The sequence below is a fragment of the Brevundimonas sp. genome (genome assembly GCF_018608325.1).
In the GTDB taxonomy this organism is placed as follows: Bacteria; Pseudomonadota; Alphaproteobacteria; order Caulobacterales; family Caulobacteraceae; genus Brevundimonas.
Map to the genome: position 1 here is coordinate 1 of NZ_JABAZW010000172.1, position 3,870 is coordinate 3,870.

5 protein-coding genes are annotated in these 3,870 nt (G+C 66.2%); 2 read left to right on the forward strand and 3 right to left on the reverse strand.

Annotated elements, in window-relative coordinates; translation table 11 throughout:
* Positions 1 to 28 precede the first annotated feature (28 nt).
* The gene (locus QZ281_RS17475) at positions 29 to 211 is read right to left on the reverse strand and encodes a GlsB/YeaQ/YmgE family stress response membrane protein (protein ID WP_236261312.1); all 183 of its coding nucleotides are present in this window, start codon (positions 209 to 211) and stop codon (positions 29 to 31) included.
* A gap of 224 nt (positions 212 to 435) precedes the next feature.
* Here QZ281_RS17475 and QZ281_RS17480 point away from each other — a divergent pair, with 224 nt between their 5' ends.
* Together QZ281_RS17480 and hisN are read left to right on the forward strand one after the other, a co-directional pair.
* On the forward strand, positions 436 to 825 hold the full coding sequence (locus QZ281_RS17480) for a helix-turn-helix transcriptional regulator (RefSeq protein WP_292230705.1): 390 nt from the start codon (positions 436 to 438) through the stop codon (positions 823 to 825).
* Between the two features lie 27 nt (positions 826 to 852).
* On the forward strand, positions 853 to 1,638 hold the full coding sequence (gene hisN / locus QZ281_RS17485; RefSeq protein ID WP_292230690.1) for a histidinol-phosphatase: 786 nt from the start codon (positions 853 to 855) through the stop codon (positions 1,636 to 1,638).
* A gap of 3 nt (positions 1,639 to 1,641) precedes the next feature.
* Here the strand turns inward: hisN and nth are convergent, their stop codons facing one another.
* Positions 1,642 to 2,388, reverse strand: coding sequence for an endonuclease III (gene nth, locus QZ281_RS17490; protein WP_292230693.1), 747 nt, complete (start codon positions 2,386 to 2,388; stop codon positions 1,642 to 1,644).
* Positions 2,385 to 3,686, reverse strand: a complete 1,302-nt coding sequence (locus tag QZ281_RS17495; protein ID WP_292230696.1) for an NAD(P)/FAD-dependent oxidoreductase — start codon at positions 3,684 to 3,686, stop codon at positions 2,385 to 2,387. Before QZ281_RS17495 ends, nth begins: the two co-directional genes overlap by 4 nt.
* Between the last annotated feature and the right edge of the window lie 184 nt (positions 3,687 to 3,870).

Consider the following 3,870-nt stretch of genomic DNA (forward strand, 5'->3'; position numbering starts at 1 on the left):
CCTTCTTTAATTCAGCTCACCGGAACGATCAGGCGCGACGCTTGATCAGCCCCAACAGGAACAGAAGGATCACCGCGCCGATCGTGGCGACGATGGTCGAGCCGATCCAGCCGCCCCAGGCGAAGCCCAGTGCATTGGCGATGAAACCGCCGATCAGGGCGCCGATGATGCCGACGATCAGATTGGTCAGCAGGCCGTGATTACGACCCATGATCTGTTCAGCAAGCCAACCGGCGATGATGCCGATGATGATCCAAGCAATAATACCCACGTTTTGCGTCCTTCCCTATTAAAAGCCAAGCTGCGTTGATTAATGCACGTGGGCCGCCGAGGTTGCGTCCCTGCCGCGCACATTCCCCCCACAGGCGATCCCGGCACGCAGCTTGCGCCATGACAGGCGAGTCGTCCCGCATCGGGACGTCGTCTGATGAGGAATTGGCGGCCATGGCCACCGACATCGACCTGCATCTTGGACGCCGCCTGCGCCGTCGCCGCCGCCTGCTGGGCCTGACCCAGCAACAGTTGGCGGTCCAGATCGGCATCCGCTTCCAGCAGATCCAGAAATACGAATGCGGCGCCAACCGCATCTCGGCCGCCCGTCTGTGGCAACTGGCCGAGGCGCTGGAATCGCCCGTCAGCTATTTCTACGACGGCCTGGCCGAAGCAATGGAGCGCAAGGAGACGGTCGCCGCAGGGCGTGAGGCCTTCTCACGCAAGGAAACCCTCGACCTGATCCAGGCCTATTACCAACTGGGCGAACGGCCGCGTCGCCGCCTGTTGGATCTGGCGAAATCGCTGCACGCCGAGGGTGAGCCGGTTTCCTGAAACCTTCGGCTGGGCTAAACCTTGGCCATGACCGAATTCGAAGCCTTCGCCGTCGAACTGGCGCGAGAAGCCGCGCGCGTGACCCTGCCCTTCTTCCGCTCCGACATCGGGCATGTGGACAAGGGGGGCGCCGCCGGTTTCGACCCCGTGACCGAGGCCGACAAACAGGCCGAGGCCGTCATCCGCAAGCTGATCGCCGCCCGCTATCCCGAGCACGGGATCATCGGCGAGGAATACGGTGAGGACCGCCCCGACGCCGAGCACGTCTGGGTTCTGGACCCCATCGACGGCACCCGCGCCTTCATCTCGGGCCTGCCGCTATGGACGACGCTGATCGCCCTGCGAATCGAGGGCAAACCGACCGTCGGCGTGATCGCCCAACCCTATCTGGATGAAATCTACATCGGCGGCCCGTCCGGCGCCCGCCTGCTGCGCGGCGAGACCGAGACACCGCTGGCCGTTCGGTCGTGCGAGAAGCTGACCGACGCCGTCATCAGCACCACTGACCCCGATATCTTCACCGGCTCGGAACTGGGCGCCTGGACCCAGGTGCGGGCGGCGGCGCGTCTGGCCCGACTGGGTTGCGACGCCTACGCCTATGCGATGGTGGCGTCGGGCAAGATGGATCTGGTCGCCGAAACCACCCTGAAACCGTGGGACTGGTCCGCTCTGGTCCCGGTGATCGAGGCGGCGGGCGGCAAGGTCGTCAACTGGCGCGGCGACGCCCCCGACGACAATGGACAGGTGCTGGCCGTCGGCGACGCCCGCCTGATCGATCAGGCCCTGATCACCCTGAGACGCGCGGCGATCTGAGGATCAGGTTCGGGCCTCGCCCAACGCCAGCAGGCCCGCCCGCGAGGGGCACAGATCAGAGATGATGCAGCCCAGACATCCGGGCTTGCGCGCCGTGCAGGTGTAGCGCCCGTGCAGGATCAGCCAGTGGTGCGCCTTGGGCAGCCATTCTTCCGGCACCACCTTGAACAGCTGCGCCTCGACCTTGTCCGGGGTTGAGGCATTGGCCAGCCCCAGACGGTGCGAGACGCGGAAGACGTGGGTGTCGACCGCAATGGCCGCCTCGATCCCCAGTTCGTTCAGCACCACCGAAGCGGTCTTGCGCCCCACGCCGGGCAGGGCCTGTAAGCCGTCCCGATCCAGCGGCACCTCGCCCCCATGCTGCTCCAGCACGATGCGGCTCAAGGCGATGACGTTCCTGGCCTTGCCGCGATACAGGCCGATGGAGGCGATGTAGGGGATCAGCCCCTCCTCCCCCAGCGCCAGCATTTTCTTCGGCGTGTCGGCGACGGCGAACAGCCTGTCCGTCGCCTTGTTCACCGAAACATCCGTCGCCTGCGCCGACAGAGCGACCGCGACCACCAGCGTATAGGGGTTGGAGAAGTTCAGCTCGGTCTTGGGATCAGGCATGACCCCGGACAGGCGTTGAAAAATCTCCTCGACCCGGTCTTCATCCGGCGGCCAGCGCAGCACGGGCACCGAGGCCCCGGTCATGACGGCGGGGCGTTTGGCGGCGGGTGCGGCGGGTTTTCGGGCCTTGGTCGGCTTCATGCCTCGCTGTCGCCGGGCCCGGTGCGTGGGTCAAGCCCCAGCGCCAGCAGCGCCGCCCGGGCCGCTCGCTCTCCCTCCATCCAGGCGCCGTGGGCCGTGCCGTAATAGACCGGGGCCGTGGCCTCGCCCGCCAGGAAGATGCGATCCTCGATAGCGGTGCGCAGTCTGGCCCGGTCCGCGGCGTGACCGGGCAGGGCGTGGGAATAGGCGCCGCGCGAGAAGGGATCGACACCCCAACTGCTGGCGGCGACAGGCTCCAACCGCCTGCGCATGTTCGAGCCAAGGGCAGCAACCAGTTCGGTGACCGCGAAATCATACAGGGCCGCCTGCCCCTCCGCCTCCAGCCCCCAGGCCAGATCGGCGCCGAAATAGCCCTCGATCATCGGGCGACCGAAGGGCCGCAGGTGGTAGCCGCCCGTCTGAGGCGTATCGCGCCGGGTCCAGAGTTGGGAATCGACCGGGAAATCCTGTGCGCCCCGCACGTTCATATGCATCTTGGACGCCAGCCCCAGAGGAACGCCTGCAACAGCCTCCAGCAGGGCGGGAACCGGCGGATCGATGCGGACAGCCTCGGTGGCGATCAGGCTGTTGGGCACAGTCAGGATGACGATCCTGGCCTGAAGCTCGCCCCGGCTGGTCTCAAGCCGCAGCAACGGCCCCGAACGGTCGATGCGCTGAACCCCGCAGTCCAGCACCGTGACCTCGTCCACCGCACGGGCCAACCGCGCGATCAGACGACCATAGCCCTCGCGCACCCGCCAGTTCACGCCGGTGTCGCCATAGGCGTCATAGTCCACGGTCGAGACCTCGGCGAACCGCGCGCCGTTCAGAGCGCCAGAGATGGCGTCCAGCCGCGCGTTCCAGGGATTGTCCGGCTCGAACAGGTCGGATGCAGGCCGGTCCTCGCCACGCGCCGCCGCCTCAGCGACCCGCTGTTCGAAGGCTTCAAAGGCTTGGCCGAAATCGTCCTGCTCGCCCGCCGTGCTTTCGTGGTTGAAGGCCTGATTGCCCCACGGCGGCGGAGATTTATCCAGCGTCAGGCCTTCGCCCTCGACCAGACCCGCCAGCAGATTGTCATCGGCTGAATGCAGCCAGCCGCAGCCCATATCGAGGCCTTCGCCCTGAATCCGCAGCGTATGTGCGCGCCCTCCGACGCGGTCACGCGCCTCCAGAACCAGGACGGAAAGGCCGGGCCGCATCAGCCGACGCGCGGCGGCTATGCCCGCTGCGCCCGCCCCGATCACGACGATACCGACTTGGGGCGGAAGGGGATTTGAGGCGGCGGCAGGTGCGGTCATGAAGCGATGGATACACACAAAAATGGATCGTCTTCATTGCATCGCACAAACGCCCATTGATTTTTGGACGCGCGGGTCCATTTTAGCGCCGCTTCAAAACGCCGCACCCTCCCCCGGACCGTTCTCATGTCGCCTGAACTCAAGAAACGCCTGCCCCTTATCGCCGCTGGCATTATCGGCGTGC